Here is a 17,073-nt window from a genome sequence, read left to right as displayed (position 1 = left end):
ATTATACTAAGGGAAAATCTATTTTGAATTCTACTCCGATATCGTTATTAATAGTGATATCTCCTGAGAGTTGGCTACTTAAAGCATCTATTAGTTCCCAGCCTAATGAAGCTGTATTTTTAAAATCAAAATTTGATGGTAAACCAATTCCATTATCCCTGACTATGAGTGTAATCTCATTTACAGAAGTATTTTGGATTTCAATATTTATTTCACCTGATATACCTCCAGTAAATGCGTGTTTTAAGGAATTAGAAACAAGTTCATGGATAATTAAACTACAAGGAATTGCTGTATCTAAACCCAGAAAAATGCCATCATCGACATGAATATTTATGGCGATGGTATCTGTATTTAATTCATAGCAAGTGCATAAACTCGATACTAAATCTTGGACATATTCATTTAAGTTTATTTTGGCTAAATCCGGTGATTGATACATTTTTTCATGAACTAAAGCCATTGATGCAATGCGCTGCTGACTTTGCTGGAATATAGCCATATCTTGTGTATCTTGGATATATGCAGATTGCAGATTTAGGAGGCTAGAAATCACCTGTAAATTGTTTTTTACTCGATGGTATATCTCTTTCAGCAACACTTCTTTTTCTAAAAGTGATGCTTGGATCTGTTCATTTGAATGCTTGCGATCGCTAATATCTTCGACTACAGAAATAAAATACTTTGGTTCACCAGAAGGTTCGCGCATTAAAGATACAGTGAGATTAACCCAGACGATGGAACCGTTTTTACGTAAATAGCGTTTTTCCAGAGAATAATTAGAGATTTCATCTGATAAAACCTGGTTCACATAATTGAGATCAGTATCAAGATCATGTGGGTGGGTAATATCTTGGAAAGTCAGCAAATGTAGTTCCTGAAATGTGTATCCCACAATATCACAAAGCTTCTGATTAACTAATAGCCACTGTCCATTTATGCCTACATGAGCAATACCCACAGCAGCTTGATCAAATGCTGCCCGAAATTGCTGTTCGCTTTCTCTTAATGCCTTCTCTATGCGCTCGCGTTGGGTGATTTCTATTTGTAGTGAATCGTTGATTTTTCTTAACTCTAATGTTCGTTTTTCAACTATAATTTCTAGTCGCTCTAGTAGGTTACTTAAAGCCTCCTCTGCTTGTTTGCGCTCAGTAATGTCAGTATGTGAACCCACCATACGTACTACATTACTATTTTCATCCCACAGCGCTTGACCCCGGTCTAAAATCCATTTATAAGTGCCATTTTTACATAAAATTCGATGCTCGTGAATGTAAAACGGTGTGATATTAGCAAAATGATTTTGAACTGCTGCAATTACCGAATTGCGGTCATCTGGATGCACCCGCATCATACGTTCATCTAAATGTTGAGAAATCTCATGTTCTTCATAACCAAGCATTTCTTTCCAACGAGTTGAGAAGAAAACCTGATTGGTGTTCACATTCCAATCCCAAATACCATCATTATTACCACGTAAAGCTAACTCCCAGCGTTGCTCGGTTTCTCTTAGCACCTCTTCTGTGCGTTTGCGTTCAGCAATTTCCTGTGCTAGTTGACAATTTGCTGCTTCTAGTTGATCATGACTAGGCAGACTTAGTGCTTGAGGTATTAAGGGGAACAATTCTATCGCTGTCAACACAGAAACAAAAGCCGTGATAGCTTTAATTAACCCCGATAGCCAATAACTAGGATACCAAAGCGTCCACACATCCATAACATGGGTTGTACCGCAAGCAACAATAAATGCACTAAACATCAAGAACATCCCACCGAAGGGGACATCTCTTCGTTTGCGGACAAAGTACACCAGCATGACTGGAATAGAATAGTAGGCAATAGCAGTTAACGAATCAGAAATAACGTGTAACCAGACTAATCCCGGTTTCCAGAGATAGCAATGTCCGTGAGGAATAAACTGGGTAGGAAAAAAAAATTATCTAGAATTTCCATGAAAAAACCTAAGTACGGTGAGCATTTGCTGAAAAACGAAGTTTAAACACAGCTTATGGTGGAATTTCCACAGGATGCATATCTTCGCTGAATTCTGGGTAGTTTTTAGTTTCTCAGTTGAGAATGTTATATTTATGGTTATTAATATAACTTGTTAATATGATTGTGATCACAGTAACTGCTCTCTATCAATCGTTTTATAATATACAGGCATTGTCAATAGTAAATACACTTATTTTGGCAAATTAAGTGTATTTTCAGCCATCAAGCTTTTTTTATATTTTTTTAACTTTTAAAATGTCTGGCTAACATATTCAATAGGATTTTTCGTGGTACTAATCGAGCCAATGTACTTCTGATTTGAGTTTTAATATCACCCATCACCAGCGTTGGTTGACCATTTTCTAAAGCCTTTAATGATTCCAGCACAACTTCTTCTGAAGAATAAGCCTTATCTGTATTTCCTGCTAAAGTTGTCGGAAAGTTAGCTTCTACAAAAAAGTTTGTTTCTATTGGCCCTGGACAAGTAGCTAGCACACGCACACCATAGGGGCGATTTTCTGCCCAAAGTGCTTCACTGAAACTGAGAATAAAAGCTTTACTAGCAGCATATACAGAAAGATAGGGTATGGGTTGAAATGCCGTAATTGAAGACACGTTAATTATTCCCCCAGAATGACGTTGACGCATGAGGGGCAAAAATTTATGAGTTAAATCTACCAACGCTAAAACGTTAAGTTGGACAATTTTGATTTGCCGTTCTCTGTCACTTTCGGCAAAATCACCATAGTCACCAAAACCAGCATTATTGATTAATAAATCAATGGTTAAACCCTTAGTTTTAGTAGCATCAAACACAGCCGCAGGTGCATCAGGTTCTGTTAAGTCTTTAACTATAACATCTACTTGAATATTGTATTGGTCTTGTAGTTTTTTTGCTAATTGATTCAGTTTTTCTGCGGAACGAGAAACTAACACCAGGTTTGTCTGACTTGCGGCTAATTCTTCAGCAAAAGCTTTACCTATACCGCTAGATGCACCAGTTATTAAAGCAGTTCGCATTCTTAATATTTAAGAAATTATTATCATTATTATAAGTTTTAAAAATGGTTTATACAAGTTTTAACGATTCAGAGTTACTGAAGATCCAAGATAAAAAATACACATAGTATTAAGTTGCTACTGACACATACGTAACAAAATAATGCACCGAGAATAAGAGAGGATATACAAGTAAATCGTAGTTTATGAAAGTTTATGCGTCACTTTTACTAGTGTATTTTGCTAGCTATAATTGAAAATATTCACCTCAGCAGAGGTACAAACACTACTGCTAGCAGCAAAGAATAGTCCGCCGTGCATCTGTGGACTGACGGCATGAAAATTAATGTTTGCTTTCCTGTGAAATATATGTTATCTTAGATTTTCATGTGGTTAAGGACGTATAGCTCAGTTGGTTAGAGCGCTACGTTGACATCGTAGAGGTTCCTCGGTTCGAGTCCGAGTACGTCCATTTAAATCAGTGAACAGTTAACAGTTATCACGTCTATTTAGTAGTGGACTGACAAGCTTAGAATGTTGCATCATGTTTCTCTTGTGGAACAGGCATACTTCGACAAGCTCAGTACAAGTCTTGCCTGTTATGGGCGGGCAGGATGCCCACCCCACAATATTTATTATGCCTAAAATTAGCTGTGCCAATCCAGTAGGGTGGGTTAGCGGAGCGTAACCCACCATTATGCTGAAATTGGGTTAAAATTATCACAAATGCCCGGTTTTGAGTCTATGCGTCAATGTCTTAATCCTGACTGTCTCTACCCTAACCCCGATAATTTCCAATTTTGCCAGAAGTGCGGTAGCAAATTACTTTTGCGAGAAAGGTATTCGCCGCAGTCAATTTTAGGACAAGGGGGTTTTGGTCGGACATTTCTAGCCATTGACGAAGATAAGCCATCAAAACCCTTTTGTGTAATTAAGCAGTTTTTACCCCAAGCACAAGGAACAGACAGCACTGAGAAGGCTTCGCAGTTGTTTGGTCAAGAAGCTGAACGTTTGGAAGAGTTGGGTAAGCATCCCCAAATTCCAGAGTTAATGGCTTATTTCACCGCAGATAATCGCCAATATTTAGTTCAAGAATTTGTGAAAGGTGAAACTCTACAAGCTGAGTTAGAGCAAAATGGTGTTTTCTCAGAACAGCAGATACGAGAATTATTAATAGAACTGTTGGATATTTTGCAGTTTGTTCACAGTCAACAGGTAATTCACCGAGATATTAAGCCAGAAAATATTATTCGTCGCAGTGCTGACAACAAATTATTTTTAGTGGATTTTGGCGCTGCTAAGGTAGTAGAGCAAAAACAACGTACAGTTACAGGAACAATTATCGGTTCGGCGGAATATTGCGCTCCTGAGCAGTTGCATGGGAAACCTAAATATATTAGTGATTTATATAGTTTAGGGGTGACTTGTCTGCATTTATTAACTCAAATTAGTCCTTTTGATTTATATGATGTGATGGAGGGGGAATGGGTATGGCGAGATTACTTGAATGGGAATGTTGTTAGTGATGATTTAGGGAAGATTTTGGAAAGGTTGGCAAATCCTATTCCTAAGCAGCGTTATCAATCTGTTGAGGAAGTTGTGAATGTTTTAAAGATTAGAACCTCAACACCTAACCCTGTAAGCGAAGAGATAAGAACCCCACCCCCTAACCCCCTCCCCGCAAGCGAGGAGGGGGAACTAAAATCATCTGTGGGGATGGACTATAGTCATCTGCGTGATTTACTCGCTGCTTGGAAATGGAAAGAAGCGGATGAGGAAACAACGCGGGTAATGTTAGCAGTGGCGAAGCGGGAAATAGTAGGTTGGTTAGTTATTGAAGATATAGAGAAGTTTCCTTGTGAAGACCTCCGCACTATTGACCAGTTGTGGGTTAAATATAGCAATGGGCGCTTTGGTTTTTCTGTGCAGAAGCGAATTTATCAAAGTTTGGGGGGAACGAGAGATTTTAATGGTAAAATCTGGAGCGCCTTTGGGGACACGGTAGGATGGAGAAAAAGAGGAAAGTGGTTATACTACAAGGATATTATTTTTAATATAAAAGCACCTGAAGCCCACCTGCCTTTTTGGGTGGTCGCGGTTGTGGGAGAGGTGCGTAGTGTTCTTCTCTCGCGTCGAGACTTGTAAACTTTGTCCTGAAAAATATGATTAGGACAAAGGAAATTATGCGCCTATTCAATATCTCGCCAGAGAATAAATTCTCTGTCTAATAGCAGAAGTCCGTTTCAACGGACTGTAAGGTTTATACAGCTTTTTGTCGGTGGCGCTAAAATTGCGGGTGTTGCTGAATCAGAGTATGAAATGCCAAAATTACCTTTCTTTTTCTTTCTACCTTTGCGCCTATGCGCCTTTGCGCGAAAAAAATTCCTATTTTAAATCAGCAACGCCGATATTTTGAATACTGCCATAAATTGTGCGATCGCCAAAGGCGCGGCAGAGCATCATTGCTCTCATTTATTCCTGATAATAATTTACACTTAATTTTTCAGTAAAAATCTATCCGTGCTAACCAGAACTACAATTAACAGCACTAGCTTAAATTGCCAAGGGGCTAATACTAAACTTAAAATTAGACTGATGATCGTAAACAAACTGATCAGATAAGCGATTTCACCATCACACTTTTTAGATACATAGCCGATAGCTAAACCAGTACAGAGTGGAATCAAAAAAGACAAATGCATTTTTACTATCCTCGTAACTAAAATGCAAAAATGGATAAAAGCAGACAAAAACTGTTTTTATAATTGTGGTCAATTTTACAGCTAAGTTGATGTTATGCAAAATCCTCTAGGTCAATCAACCGTCTAGATGAGGCAAAAATCCGGTAAGTCAGTTAACCCTTCGTGCTATTCCTGAGTAGACGATCTAGCATATTACATTTAGAAGGAACTTTTTTAAATTAAACACCCGATGCTGAATATTCCTCAACTACTGGCGACTGAATTAAACCTCAAACCTCATCAAATCCAAAACGCGTTAGAACTTTTAGCCGAAGGTGCGACGGTTCCCTTTATTGCACGTTACCGCAAAGAGCGCACTGGGGAAATGAATGAAGTCCAACTGCGGGACCTGTTTGAGCGCTATGCTTATTTAACAGAATTGCAAGAACGGAAAACGGTAATTTTAAATGCGATCGCTGAACAAGGTAAACTCACAGATGAACTCAAAGCCAAAATTACCGCCTGTTTACAAAAAACCGAACTGGAAGATTTATACCTTCCCTATCGACCAAAACGCCGTACCCGCGCCACTATAGCCAGAGAAAAAGGTTTAGAACCTTTAGCGGAGTTCATCAAGTCGCTAAATGTCCCAAATGCTGTAACAGCATCACTAGAAGAGGAAGCAGCGAAATATGTTTCTGAGACTCAGGGAGTTAAAACAGCACAAGAAGCGCTCAAAGGTGCTGCTGATATTTTAGCAGAGGAAGTAGCAGAAAAAGCCGAGTTACGCGCATATCTGCGTGATTACCTCCTAGCCGAAGGGGTATTTGTCTCTCACATCAAAAAGGAGCATCCCGAAGGGACAACCAAGTTTGAGATGTACCGCAACTATCAGATACGGGTGAGAAATATTGCACCTCATAATCTGCTGGCGTTGTGTCGAGGTGAAGCAGAGGGAGTGTTAAATTATGAAATTGCTTTTGATGAAGATTTGGTACTTGATTATTTAGAATCAAAGGAAATTAAGGCGAAAGTGCGAATAATCCGCGATTTTTATCAGGGGATGCTCAAAGACGCATTTAATCGGTTAATGAAAACTTCCATTATCGGTGAGGTGATTTCTCAGAAGAAAACATACTCTGATATGGAATCAATTAAAACCTTTGAAGCAAATCTGCGAGAATTACTGTTATCTGCACCAGCAGGGATGAAACCGACATTAGCTATAGACCCAGGCTTTAGAACTGGGTGTAAAGTGGCGGTACTCGACCAAACCGGACAATTTTTAGAATACCAAGCGGTTTTTCCCCACCAAGCGGCTGAACAACGCGCCAAAGCTGCACAAACTATGATAAATTTGATTGAAAAATATCAGATTTCCTTAATTGCAATTGGTAACGGTACAGCTTCCCGTGAGACAGATGAGTTTGTAACGCAGATATTACAAGCCATCGACCGCAAACCTGTTAAAGTCATGGTAAATGAGTCCGGCGCATCGATATATTCTGCGAGTAAAGTGGCGTTGGAAGAGTTTCCCCATTTAGATATTACTGTGCGTGGTGCGATTAGTATCGGTCGCCGTTTGCAAGACCCTCTGGCGGAACTGGTGAAAATTGATCCGAAATCTATCGGTGTCGGACAATATCAGCATGACGTTGATCAAAAGTTGCTGAAAAAGAAGCTAGATGAGACTGTAGAAAGTTGCGTGAATTACGTCGGTGTGGACTTAAACACGGCATCTAAGGAACTTTTGACCTTTGTTTCCGGAATTACGGCTACAGTGGCTAATAACATTGTCGCTTATCGCAACGAGCATGGAGTTTTTAAGAATCGCCGACAATTGTTAAAAGTGGCTAAATTGGGACCGAAGGCGTTTGAACAAGCGGCGGGTTTTCTGCGAATTCGTGGCGGTGATAACCCTTTAGATAATACAGCAGTGCATCCCGAAAGTTATGCTCTCGTGCAGGCGATCGCAGCTGATTTAGATGTATCCTTAAATCAAGTCACCGAAATAGCCGCAAAACTCAAAAAAACCAACCTAAAAAAATACGTCACTGATAGCATTGGCGAACCCACACTGCGCGACATTATCAGCGAACTAGACAAACCAGGAAGAGACCCCCGTGCAGAATTTAAGTACGCCACCTTTAGAGAGGGAATCAAAGAAATTAGAGATTTAGAGGTGGGAATGGAATTAGAGGGAATTGTCACGAACGTAGCTAACTTTGGTGCATTTGTCGATATTGGCGTACACCAAGATGGCTTAGTACATATTTCCCAACTAGCTGATAGATTCGTAGATGACCCTCAGAAAATTGTCAAAGTCGGACAAGTTGTAAAAATACAGGTGTTGGAAATTAACGAAAAATTAAAGCGGATTAGTTTATCAATGAAAGCCGTAAAACAATAACCGAACCTTTCTATCTTAGTAGTAATTTGACACTCCTCAACCAGAAATAAACAATTCTCTGTTTTCTCTTCCTCTGTGTCCTCTGCGCCTCTGTGGTATGGCTAACGCCACGCTCCGCGAACGTTAAATCTCCCCTCCTCGCTTGCGGGGAGGGGTTGGGGGTGGGGTGCAATTATTTTATTAATCGTAACTACAGACTGGAAACAATCAGCCAAATGGTAGAACTAAAATCTATCTTTCAAGAGATGAAAAAACCCAGTATTTATTGAACAATAGTAAAAGACTCGTAAAGAATCTATTTGTTATTTTTTAGTAGGTGAACACAATGTGGGCAACATTTTTAACTGCCATAGCTACAGCATTGAGCTTGTTAATTGTCGATTTAGTTGTACCTGGTGTCAACATTGCTAATTTTCCAGCAGCTATGATTGCGGCTTTAGTAATTGGTTTGATTAACGGTTCAGTTAAACCAGTGCTTTCTACTCTTTCTTTACCGCTTAACTTTGTGACATTAGGAGCATTTTCGCTCATAGTTAACGGTTTTTGTTTCTGGTTAGCAGCAGTGCTGGTTCCTGGGTTCGCAGTTCGTGGACTTATCGCATTTATCCTCGGTCCAGTGATTCTATCTTTTGCTAGCACCTTCATTAACAATTATTTTGCCGAAAGGAATCCTGCTTTAAGCAGCAGTGGTGACGCAAATACCCCAGGCGAACTCCCCTCTAGATAAGTAAAGGTAAAAATCCAGAAATAATCGCTGAATTATCTTAATTCAGCATTCTCACAAAAAACGTAATTAAACAAAATCACCAAATCATGAAAATAGTTCGTTTACTGTTAGGTTTAGTTTTACCTCCTTTAGGTGTGTTTCTCACAGTGGGCGCTGGCCCAACTTTGTTGATTAACATTTTACTGACACTTTTAGGTTGGCTTCCCGGTAGTATCCACGCAGTTTGGGTAATTGCTAAACATGAAGAACAAATGAATGCAGAAAGAGGCAGTTACTAAAATTGTCTAGGTAAATAAAGTTTGTAGTGAGGACTTTAGTCCTCCGAAAAAGGTAAAACCCTTACTACAAGCTTATTTAATTATGTACATTCCCCAGACTACTTCTTAGTAAGTTCCTCATGTTTATCAGCCGACTCTTTCTCTTTGAACATATCAGCCGTTGATAGCAGCAACTCTCGTAAAGTTTGTTTAATTTGACGCTCTTTTTTAGCTAGAGACGAACCAGCTTCACCTAGTTTATCTTCTAATTGCAATCGCTTCTCGTCTACTTGTGTAGCAACAACTTCAGCTTTTGGGCGAGCTTGGTCATACCAATGTTTTGCCTCATCGATATAATCTTTCACTTCACCATCTCGTCCGCCATACCGTGCAGCCAAATTCGCTCTGACGATGGACAATTGTGCTTGCAACTGAGCGTAACGTTTCTTTAATAGAGAGACTTCTTCACTATCTCTAATGGTATTAATAGCAGAAGCAATGGCATTTTTAGTATCATCAGTTTTATCTTGGCCAGTTTCTTCAATTTCTGCTAAAATACCATCAACTTCTTGCTGAATTTCTTCCTCTTCATTATCTAATTGAGCTTGCAGCTTTTTCACTTCCGCCTGGGTTTTGGCAATAGATTCGTGTCTTTTACTATTAACACCTTCCAGCGCCCCTTCAATTGAAGCAGTCACCTCTTCTCTGATTTCCGCACCCTTACCTTGAAGATTCTCCACTACAGCAGAAACCGCATCTTTCACCAAATAACGAATGTCGCTAGAACCTGCTTTCAACTCTGAACCTAGTTGAGCAACAGCCGACTTGACAATTTCGCGAATCCGCTCAGTTCTTAACTGTCCAGTTTCTTTAACCTGCTGTAAATCAGTTTGAATTTGTTCTTTAATGTTGTTAGGCATTTTTCAGCTTTCCTATTTAGCTAATTGGATAAAATTTTTCAGACATTATCCTCCATATACATTATGATGGAGGAGTTTATAAATAGAAACTTCCTTTAGATAGAAAAGCGAAATAATTAACCATCACATTTGTAAAATTCTTGCCTTCATCTCTTGGCGTGCTTGGCGGCTTGGCGGTTAGATAATAATATAAAGCTGCGTAGATATAGCGATTCCTATCTTCAGAACGAACAGCAATAATATGATTGAATGAATCACACACTCAAGAAAATGACAATCGCCACAATCAATCCTTATCTCAGCAGTAACTTTGCGCCTATCCGGGAAGAAATCACCACAGATACCTTGAAAGTCATAGGTGAATTACCCGCCAATCTATCCGGGATGTTTGTCCGTAATGGACCGAATCCTCAATGGTCGCCTATTGGTCAATATCACTGGTTTGATGGCGATGGGATGTTGCACGGTGTCAGAATTAACAACGGTCAAGCCACTTATTGCAATCGCTATGTGCAAACCAGAGGATGGAAAATAGAACAAGCCGCAGGTAAAGCTGTGTGGTCTGGATTATTTGAACCGCCGCAAATGGATAACCCTCATGGTGGATACAAAAATACTGCCAATACAGCCCTAATTTGGCACGCGGGTCAGATGTTAGCACTCAATGAAGGTGGTGCGCCCCACGCTATTAAACTTCCTGATTTACAAACAATTGGTGAATATACTTATAATAATCAGCTAGTTTCTGCCTTTACAGCCCATCCCAAGGTAGACCCAAAAACTGGTGAAATGAGATTTTTTGGTTACTCATTCGCCCCACCATACCTGCAATACAGCATAGTCTCAGCCGCAGGTGAACTAGTGCAGACAGTGCCAATTGACCTGCCAATGGGCGTGATGATGCATGATTTTGCAATCACTGAAAATTATACAATTTTTATGGATTTGCCCCTGACATTCAGCCCAGCCAGAGCAGAACGGGGAGAACCACCTATGATGTTTGAGAGCGATCGCCCCAGCCGTTTCGGAATTATACCACGTCATGGCGACAACAGCAATATCCGCTGGTTTGAAAGTTCTCCTTGCTACGTCTTCCATACCCTCAACGCCTACGAAGATGCAGATGAAGTAGTCCTCATCGCCTGTCGCATGAGTTCCACCACAGTCTTGAAAGCTGATGTTTCCCAAACCGACCCAGAAGTAGATATTCCCCGTTTACATCGCTGGCGATTTAACCTCAGCACAGGGAAAGTGCGCGAAGAAATGCTAGACGATGTAGCAGCAGAATTTCCCCGCATTAACGAAAACCTTGTGGGGCAACCAACCCAATACGGTTATCTGGGAAAGATAGGCAAAAGTTCCGTACCACTATTCGACGGTTTAATTAAGTACGACCTGCGTCATAGCAAATCCGAAACCCATGAATTTGGCAGAGGACGTTATGGCGGCGAAGCTGTGTTTGCCCCCAGCATTGGTGGTACAGAAGAAGATGATGGCTGGCTAGTGACTTTTGTTTACGATGAGAATACAGAAACCTCAGAACTTGTGGTGGTAAATGCTCAAGATATCACCGCCGAACCTGTAGCACGGGTACTAATTCCCCAAAGAGTACCCTATGGTTTTCACGGGACTTGGGTCTCTGAAGAACAGATACAGCGATTTCCAATTATATAATATATAAGGTACATCTTAGCCCCCTCATCGCTTGCGGTGAACCAGCGCTGTAGGCGGGTTTCCCACCGTAGGCGACTGGTGTAAAGCCCTGCGGGCATGGCTGCGCTTACCGCGTAGCGTGCCGGAGGCATCACCCGAAGGGGGAGGGGGTTGGAGGTGGGGTTCTTGTACCAACAGAATCACCCAAATGTTGGGTTTTGTGCCTCGACTCCAGTTACTTAAAATCCCAAATTTCTCAAATTATTGTTGTTACGAATTCTACCTGTATTCGGTGCTGGTGTCTGAGGCGCATCTGAGGAATTAGACTGCATTTGTTCACTAGGCGATCGCCAAATTAAATTACCATTTTTATCAGCTACCACTGGAGACATCTGTGTAAAATTATTTGGTGGAATCGGAGGCTGAATAGAGTCAGGTGACATATTAGTTTGGACACCAGTTTGTAGGCCAGAAGTAACTGGTGATATCAACGTTGTGGGCTGTACTGGGCTAGGTAATCCCTGGATGTTATTCACGTTATTAAACGAGTTTGGCGGTAGGTTATTTGGTACAGCTACACTGGGTTGAATACTAGCCGCAGCATTTAACCCGGTGCTAGGTAAACCATTATTAGGCTGGATTGGCTGCATAACTCCACCAAAGGAATTTTGTCCTAAAGGATTGATCTGATTTGTAGTCTGATCATTTACACTAGAAAAAGTTTGGTTGTTTGATTGGTTAAATGCTGTTTGTGAGAAATTCGGAACTGAGTTAATATTTTGAATATTGTCCGTTTGATTAACACCGATACCCGAAAGAGAAGATGTTGCTGCTATTTCTGTTGGTTGAGATGAAGCAGCTAAAGGGTTGATCCCTGAAAACTGATTACCAACATTAGACCCTCCTGACTTCAATAAGTTTTCAGCTTCTGCAACAAAGGGATTTTTGATCACAGGGGTGGAAGTGCTATTAAATGTGCCTATTCCCAGACTTGATGCGGCACTGTTAGAAGACTGTTGTTGATTAACTTCCTTAAGTAAGTTATCGTTATTATTCGCCAGAGATGTTGTAGGCGGAAGAGTAGCTATTATCGGCAGCTTTCCCTGCTCCAAATCTTTAAATAAAATCGGTAAATTATCAATATCTGCTGCAATGGCTTTGTCTTCTGCTGAAAGCTCAGAATCATTAGACTCAGAGGAAGTAACTTCTGGGTTCTGGTTGTAAGTCAACATATCCGGGTTAGACCAGTATTCCCTAATTACTAGCCCGATGATACATAAAAAAATTGCTGTTCCCCAAAAACTAGGTTTGGCTAAATTCAACAATCTAGCTTTGAGATAACGTAAATAAGCGGGGGGATAATGACGATTTGGCATAATAATCTATTATAGAGGACTAAAATTTACGCAAATTTACAGAAACATCTGTCAAGCATTTAAGCTTACCGTTGCAGAAAACCTTGTAATTAATTTTACTTTAGCCTTGGAATCATTAAATTGCCACTCGCCAATTGACCAAGCCCCGTTGGGGCGGGGTGTGGGGTGTGGGGTGTGGGGTGTGGGGTGTGGGGTGTAGGTTCGAGACAGCCCCAACAAAGAAAGGGGTTCCAAGGCCTGACCAATGCTGTCTTCCCTACACCCTATTCTTGACACACCCCCTGCTACCCTGCATCTTCGATCAACGTTCAGCTACCTGCATCAATAAGAATAAACCTATTCCTAAAAACAGGAAATTGGGTAGCCAAGCTCCCATAAAGGGGGATAAAACACCGGCTTGTCCCATTGCGCCACTAATAAAGAAAATTAAATAATACGTAAAAATTACTATGACACTCACACCAAAACTAGTACCTTTTCCGCTACGCTGAGGTCTACTTCCCATCGCTGCACCTACCAAGCCAAAGACTACGCAGACAAATGGTAAGGAAAACTTTTGTTGGATACGTACTTGCAGTTTACGAATTTTTTGGCGATCGCCACCGATACGTTCTATTTCTAATTGTTCTAAAGACTCGGCAATATTCATTTCCCCATAATCTCGGCTTTTCTCGGCTAAGTTTAATGGTGTGCGCGGCAGTTGTAGTTGTTGATGTTCAAACCGTAAAATGTTGCGATAGGATCTGTCAGGAGCTACTAAATAAACTGTACCGTCGTAAAAATCCCAAACGTTGTCAGAAGTATTCCACTGGGCAGAGTTTGAGACTACAATTTGATTTAAACCTTCTGTAGTCCGGTCGATAATTGTTAAACCTTTCATCTGCTTACCATCAAACTGGTCAGCATAAAATAAACGTGCCAGTATTCTATTCTTGCTACCGTCTGGCTGTTCAACGTCTCGATATTCGGGATAAAAGATATTTGACTGCTGAAAAGTAGGTTTCTCAGATTTGAGGGCTTTCTCCAGAGTCATACTTGCTTGGTAATTTGCGGCTGGTGCTATTTGCTCATTAAAAACAAATGTTATCCCCGTTACCAGCAGACTCAACATCACAGCAGTTAGCACCATGCGATAGACACTTACGCCACAGCCACGCATAGCAATTAGTTCGCTCTCGCCCGAAAGACGACTATAAGTCATCAAAGTAGCCAGCAGCGTAGACATGGGAAAGGCTAAGACAATAAAATTGGGAAACTTTAACAAAAAAACCTGAATCGCAATGCTAATTGGCAATCCAGACTCAACAATTCGCCTCACTAGCTCAAACACAGCATCAATGGTGACACCCAATGATGAAAACGCTCCCACACCAAATAAAAATGGTGCTATCAATTCTTTGGTAAGATAGCGATCCATGAGCGTAAAAGGTAACAGCGAATTGAGGCTGTATAAAAAATTGAGCTTCTTTGATATCATAAAGAACTATCAAAATTAATTAAGTTTTAACTGATAAAAATACACATTCGCAGTTTATGCTTGAAAGTTATCCCCCAAATAGTATTGCCGTACCAAGGGATTATTATAGAGTTCTTCAGGACTACCAAAAGCAAGAATTTGTCCCTCACGCATAATATAGGCACGGTCTGTAATGGCTAATGTTTCGCGGACATTGTGATCTGTAATTAAGATCCCCATGCCGCGATCGCTTAGTTGTGCGACAATCTGCTGAATCTCGGAAACTGCAATGGGATCAACACCAGCAAATGGTTCATCCAAAAATAAAAATTTTGGGCCTTCTTTTCCCGCAGCTAAAGCCCTAGCTAATTCTGTCCGCCGTCTTTCCCCACCAGAAAGTTGAATACCTTTACTATTCGCTACTTTTTCCAAGCGAAATTCGTGCAGTAAAGCTTGCATTCGTCTTGACCATTCCCATCGTGGCACATGAGTTTGTTCCAGCACCAAGAGAATATTGTCTTGTACTGAGAGTTGGCGAAAAACACTTGGTTCTTGAGCTAAATAGCCAATGCCTAATTGCGCTCTTTTGTGCATAGGCATTCCAGTTATTTCTTTACTATCAAGCCAGACTTTCCCTTGATTGGGTTTTTCTAAGCCTGTAGCAATATAAAAGGTCGTCGTTTTTCCCGCACCATTGGGGCCTAATAACCCGACGACTTCACCCTGAGAAATGGAAAGGTTGACGCGATTAACGATATTTCGCTTACCGTAAGATTTGTGAATATTTTCTAAAACAATTTTCACTATTCGCGCCTGTGTTGGTAATTCATGCTAATTAGATTATCTACCAACTTCAGAATCATTCACCATGTAGGTGGATTCTACCTGACGGTTGGATTGAGGTAAAGCCACAAACCGTCCTTCATCAATCAGATAAGTGACTTTCTCCGCCCGCATACTATTGACTCCTTCTTGCAAAATATAGACGTTACCACTCAAATCAATGCGGCGTTCCTTGCTAAAAAATTGTGCTTGAGCTGCTGTGGCTTTAATTTGGCGCGCCGGATACAACATCTGCACATTACCGCGAGCTGTTGCTACTTGCGTGTTGGCGTTATATTCTTGGACATCAGCGCTGATTGTCAGGGGAGTATTTTCCTTAGATGCTTGTGCAGTAGCGGTTTGTACATGAGTAGGAAATGTAAAACTCCCCAGAAGTGCAGCCGGTAGCATTAAGGCTAGTCCCAGGCGACGCATTTGTGATACTGGTAATTGATAGTAGGACATCATATTTTAATTACGATTTAGGATATTAGCTTGTATAGTAACGATCTCAATTTTTTTCTCCAGATATAAAATCTACATTCTGGAGTAACTTAAGATAATCGCTGGGAATATTGACGCTTTGTCAAGCCTCAAGGTTTCGCCCACATCCACATTATTATTTATATGTGCCACGGGAATACCAAAAAATAAATTAAAGCAAAGCTATTTTCAGGTAAATAGAACACGCGGTAGGGGCGCAAGGCCTTGCGCCCCTAAGACAGATTTGGTTTAAATACATGAAAACTGCTATATATGCACCTTGTATAAAAATTCTAGGGATAATTCATGAATTGTCTCTACAATCTTTCCTGGTCGGTGATTTCAATATTATAGCCGTAGTCATATCGGTTAGGACATCGTTAATTGCTTGAAGTCCTTGAAGCAAATGAGTTTATATTCCTGACTCGGTGTCCGGGTAGTTTTACTCGTTAATTAGCACAATTCTCGGCGAAGGCAAAGCCTGACTATCACCCAAGTCACCAGCACTAAACTTTTCCGCGCCCATTTGTTGTAATTCTGACAACAATGCTGCACTCTGACTCAATAACTCGTCTACATCAATGCTGCTGTAAACAGATGGGTAACGTCGCAGACGATTACTGCCTTCTCCCAGTAAAATTACTGCACCTCGCCAGTTACCATTACCTAAATGATACAGTGCCACAGCGATTTGGAGAACGCCTTGATAAAAGGTTTTTTCTGGTTCGCTGGCTTCTATCCACAAAGCTTCTAAAGTGTCATGACAGGCGTAGAACTGTCCAGAATTAAACTGTTCTACCCCTTGCCAAAACTCCTGGGGGATAACTTCGCTCATCCCATGCTGTCTCGTACTTCTTTGATGGTTTCTAGACTAATGTCTTGTTTGTCTCCCGCAAACTCGTTATCTGGGGTAAGGAACAGCATACAATGGCATTCTTTGCGTTCTCTCATGGGTACACAGGGACAATTCCAATATGTAGCATGAACTTCAGCTTCTTTGTCTTCGTAGTGGCGACAGGGACACAAAGGCGCACCTAAATCATCTTTATGTTTTGCTAGTCCTTCAATTACCACTGCGGTGACAGAAGGTTCCGAACAGAAGTATGTTCCAGTCCGTTTAGCGTACTGTTCGGAAAAATGCCGCATTGCCTCCAGGCTTTTATCTGTGGATGTTGTGTTATTTTCTGATGAGATCATATTGGATCGGCGCTCATTATTTAAATATTTCTTTGCATTGTACCTCAGCCTCACGGGGCTTGAGTGGGGAAAGTGCTGAGTGCTGAGGGAAGAAAGT

The 17,073-nt window shown here is 40.8% G+C and carries 14 protein-coding genes and 1 tRNA gene; 6 read left to right on the top strand and 9 right to left on the bottom strand.

Annotation, left to right across the window (positions count from 1 at the left end; genetic code table 11):
• Position 1: 1 nt before the first annotated feature.
• Together ACM0OW_RS15465 and ACM0OW_RS15460 are read right to left on the bottom strand one after the other, a co-directional pair.
• Entirely contained in the window at positions 2-1,816 is a 1,815-nt protein-coding gene (locus tag ACM0OW_RS15465; RefSeq protein WP_414551008.1) for a PAS domain S-box protein, read from the bottom strand.
• A gap of 422 nt (positions 1,817-2,238) precedes the next feature.
• The gene (locus ACM0OW_RS15460; protein ID WP_414551006.1) at positions 2,239-3,015 is read right to left on the bottom strand and encodes an SDR family NAD(P)-dependent oxidoreductase; all 777 of its coding nucleotides are present in this window, start codon (positions 3,013-3,015) and stop codon (positions 2,239-2,241) included.
• A gap of 376 nt (positions 3,016-3,391) precedes the next feature.
• On the opposite strand from ACM0OW_RS15460, the gene ACM0OW_RS15455 reads away from it, so the two are divergent.
• From ACM0OW_RS15455 to ACM0OW_RS15435, 5 genes are all read left to right on the top strand, one after another.
• Positions 3,392-3,466 (top strand) — tRNA-Val (locus ACM0OW_RS15455).
• Between the two features lie 254 nt (positions 3,467-3,720).
• Positions 3,721-5,139: a GUN4 domain-containing protein gene (locus ACM0OW_RS15450; RefSeq protein ID WP_414551004.1), complete on the top strand. Its 1,419-nt coding sequence runs from the start codon at positions 3,721-3,723 to the stop codon at positions 5,137-5,139.
• Between the two features lie 786 nt (positions 5,140-5,925).
• Positions 5,926-8,085 (top strand): Tex family protein, encoded by a 2,160-nt coding sequence (locus ACM0OW_RS15445; protein ID WP_414551002.1) that lies wholly within the window; start codon positions 5,926-5,928, stop codon positions 8,083-8,085.
• 325 nt (positions 8,086-8,410) lie between these two features.
• Positions 8,411-8,812 carry a phage holin family protein gene (locus ACM0OW_RS15440; RefSeq protein WP_414551001.1) on the top strand — a complete coding sequence of 134 codons (402 nt, stop codon included), beginning with the start codon at positions 8,411-8,413 and terminating at the stop codon, positions 8,810-8,812.
• 86 nt (positions 8,813-8,898) lie between these two features.
• Complete coding sequence (locus ACM0OW_RS15435) at positions 8,899-9,090, top strand: YqaE/Pmp3 family membrane protein (protein WP_414550999.1); 192 nt, start codon at positions 8,899-8,901, stop codon at positions 9,088-9,090.
• A 98-nt stretch (positions 9,091-9,188) separates the two neighbouring features.
• On the opposite strand, the gene ACM0OW_RS15430 is transcribed toward ACM0OW_RS15435, so the two are convergent.
• The gene (locus ACM0OW_RS15430; RefSeq protein WP_414550998.1) at positions 9,189-9,989 is read right to left on the bottom strand and encodes a histidine kinase; all 801 of its coding nucleotides are present in this window, start codon (positions 9,987-9,989) and stop codon (positions 9,189-9,191) included.
• 270 nt (positions 9,990-10,259) lie between these two features.
• On the opposite strand from ACM0OW_RS15430, the gene ACM0OW_RS15425 reads away from it, so the two are divergent.
• Positions 10,260-11,663: a carotenoid oxygenase family protein gene (locus ACM0OW_RS15425; RefSeq protein WP_414550996.1), complete on the top strand. Its 1,404-nt coding sequence runs from the start codon at positions 10,260-10,262 to the stop codon at positions 11,661-11,663.
• Between the two features lie 218 nt (positions 11,664-11,881).
• On the opposite strand, the gene ACM0OW_RS15420 is transcribed toward ACM0OW_RS15425, so the two are convergent.
• The 6 genes from ACM0OW_RS15420 to ACM0OW_RS15395 all read right to left on the bottom strand — a co-directional run bounded on the left by ACM0OW_RS15420 (position 11,882) and on the right by ACM0OW_RS15395 (position 16,976).
• The gene (locus tag ACM0OW_RS15420) at positions 11,882-13,018 is read right to left on the bottom strand and encodes a hypothetical protein (RefSeq protein WP_414550994.1); all 1,137 of its coding nucleotides are present in this window, start codon (positions 13,016-13,018) and stop codon (positions 11,882-11,884) included.
• A gap of 301 nt (positions 13,019-13,319) precedes the next feature.
• Positions 13,320-14,435, bottom strand: coding sequence for an LptF/LptG family permease (locus tag ACM0OW_RS15415; protein ID WP_414550993.1), 1,116 nt, complete (start codon positions 14,433-14,435; stop codon positions 13,320-13,322).
• A gap of 114 nt (positions 14,436-14,549) precedes the next feature.
• Entirely contained in the window at positions 14,550-15,278 is a 729-nt protein-coding gene (gene lptB, locus ACM0OW_RS15410) for an LPS export ABC transporter ATP-binding protein (RefSeq protein WP_414550991.1), read from the bottom strand.
• Between the two features lie 36 nt (positions 15,279-15,314).
• Entirely contained in the window at positions 15,315-15,764 is a 450-nt protein-coding gene (locus ACM0OW_RS15405; RefSeq protein WP_414550989.1) for an LptA/OstA family protein, read from the bottom strand.
• 457 nt (positions 15,765-16,221) lie between these two features.
• The gene (locus ACM0OW_RS15400) at positions 16,222-16,614 is read right to left on the bottom strand and encodes a DUF309 domain-containing protein (RefSeq protein ID WP_414550988.1); all 393 of its coding nucleotides are present in this window, start codon (positions 16,612-16,614) and stop codon (positions 16,222-16,224) included.
• Positions 16,611-16,976, bottom strand: a complete 366-nt coding sequence (locus ACM0OW_RS15395) for a ferredoxin thioredoxin reductase catalytic beta subunit (protein ID WP_089093622.1) — start codon at positions 16,974-16,976, stop codon at positions 16,611-16,613. The genes ACM0OW_RS15400 and ACM0OW_RS15395 overlap by 4 nt, the downstream gene beginning before the upstream one ends.
• Positions 16,977-17,073 lie beyond the last annotated feature (97 nt).

The sequence above is a fragment of the Anabaena sp. CCY 0017 genome (genome assembly GCF_963920885.1).
Taxonomy (GTDB): domain Bacteria; phylum Cyanobacteriota; class Cyanobacteriia; order Cyanobacteriales; family Nostocaceae; genus Nodularia.
This window is presented reverse-complemented; position numbering and strand designations above follow the sequence as displayed.

Bases quoted from the DNA above. Each gene is read 5' to 3' on its own strand.
- ACM0OW_RS15465 (WP_414551008.1), bottom strand. From the start codon at position 1,816: ATGCTGGTGTACTTTGTCCGCAAACGAAGAGATGTCCCCTTCGGTGGG.
- ACM0OW_RS15460 (WP_414551006.1), bottom strand. From the start codon at position 3,015: ATGCGAACTGCTTTAATAACTGGTGCATCTAGCGGTATAGGTAAAGCT.
- ACM0OW_RS15450 (WP_414551004.1), top strand. From the start codon at position 3,721: ATGCCCGGTTTTGAGTCTATGCGTCAATGTCTTAATCCTGACTGTCTC.
- ACM0OW_RS15445 (WP_414551002.1), top strand. From the start codon at position 5,926: ATGCTGAATATTCCTCAACTACTGGCGACTGAATTAAACCTCAAACCT.
- ACM0OW_RS15440 (WP_414551001.1), top strand. From the start codon at position 8,411: ATGTGGGCAACATTTTTAACTGCCATAGCTACAGCATTGAGCTTGTTA.
- ACM0OW_RS15435 (WP_414550999.1), top strand. From the start codon at position 8,899: ATGAAAATAGTTCGTTTACTGTTAGGTTTAGTTTTACCTCCTTTAGGT.
- ACM0OW_RS15430 (WP_414550998.1), bottom strand. From the start codon at position 9,989: ATGCCTAACAACATTAAAGAACAAATTCAAACTGATTTACAGCAGGTT.
- ACM0OW_RS15425 (WP_414550996.1), top strand. From the start codon at position 10,260: ATGACAATCGCCACAATCAATCCTTATCTCAGCAGTAACTTTGCGCCT.
- ACM0OW_RS15420 (WP_414550994.1), bottom strand. From the start codon at position 13,018: ATGCCAAATCGTCATTATCCCCCCGCTTATTTACGTTATCTCAAAGCT.
- ACM0OW_RS15415 (WP_414550993.1), bottom strand. From the start codon at position 14,435: ATGGATCGCTATCTTACCAAAGAATTGATAGCACCATTTTTATTTGGT.
- ACM0OW_RS15405 (WP_414550989.1), bottom strand. From the start codon at position 15,764: ATGATGTCCTACTATCAATTACCAGTATCACAAATGCGTCGCCTGGGA.
- ACM0OW_RS15400 (WP_414550988.1), bottom strand. From the start codon at position 16,614: ATGAGCGAAGTTATCCCCCAGGAGTTTTGGCAAGGGGTAGAACAGTTT.
- ACM0OW_RS15395 (WP_089093622.1), bottom strand. From the start codon at position 16,976: ATGATCTCATCAGAAAATAACACAACATCCACAGATAAAAGCCTGGAG.